The following is a 1,085-nucleotide window of genomic DNA, read 5'->3' as shown; positions in this document are numbered from 1 at the left end:
GGTCGTGATCAAGGAGCCGTCCTGGTGAGGTCTTTGATCCAGATCATCGCCCCGCGAAGGTGGAGGCCGGCGAGGTAGCTGCCAGGCGTCTTGTCGTAGCGGGTGGCGATGCCTCGCCAGGCCTTCAGCTGGTTGATCAGTCGCTCGACGGTATTGCGCTCTTTGTAGAGGTCGGCGTCGTGGCTGACGGGCCGGCCGCCCTTGCTGCCCTTCTTCTTCCGGTTGGCGGCTTGGTCCTTCTTCTCCGGGATCACTGCCTTGATCGCGCGTTGACGCAGGTGGGCGCGGTTGCCGCGGGACGAGTAGGCCTTGTCCCCGGCGACCGCGTCGGGCCGGGTGCGAGGACGGCCGACCGGCCCGCGGACCCGTAATTTCTTGAGCACAGGGATGAACTGAGGGCTGTCGGCGGCCTGCCCTTCGGTCAACACGAACACCAGTGGGCGGCACCTGCGGTCGCCTGCAACGTGGATCTTGCTGGTCTGGCCGCCCCGCGAGCGTCCCAGTAGGGCGGCCTTCAGACGGAGCTTGCGCCGCCGCCGGTCACGTCGCCGTTCCTCCCGGTCCGGGTCGTCTGTGGCGCCTTGTCCGTCTTGTCCCTCTGGCTCGCCCCCTTTTGCCGGGCCCTTTCCGCCTCGTCGGCAGCATCCTCCAAGGCCGCCATGGCCTCGGGGCTCAAGTGCATTCCGGCAGCGTCGTGATGGGCCCGAGCGGTGGTGGAATCCACGCTGACCAGCGACAAGTCCACCTCGCCCCGCTTCGCGGCCTCCGCGATCACCCCCTCCATCAGGGCTTCGAAGACGCCGGCGTCCCTCCACTGCCGGAAGCGGTTCGAGACGGTCGACCAGGCGCCGAACTCCTGCGGCATCTCCCGCCACGGCGCGCCGGTCTTGAACCGCCAGATCACGCCCTCGAACTGCTGCCGCAGCCGCTCCGGGTACGGGCCGTACTCGCCAATCGGCAGGTACGGCTCGATGAACTCCCACTCCGAGTCAGTAAGTTGCGCTCGCGTCACGTAGGACGGTCTACCGGATCAGAACCCGCCGCACGTGTGAATCCCGCAGATTGATCACAATCCGATACGCGCC

Annotated in this window: 1 pseudogene; it reads right to left on the bottom strand. The window is 67.4% G+C overall.

Annotated elements, in window-relative coordinates:
• Positions 1 to 8: 8 nt before the first annotated feature.
• Positions 9 to 1,012: pseudogene (locus LN042_RS36795) on the bottom strand (IS5 family transposase).
• Positions 1,013 to 1,085: the final 73 nt, after the last annotated feature.

Source organism: Kitasatospora humi, from assembly GCF_020907985.1.
GTDB classification, from domain to species: domain Bacteria; phylum Actinomycetota; class Actinomycetes; order Streptomycetales; family Streptomycetaceae; genus Kitasatospora; species Kitasatospora humi.
This window is presented reverse-complemented; position numbering and strand designations above follow the sequence as displayed.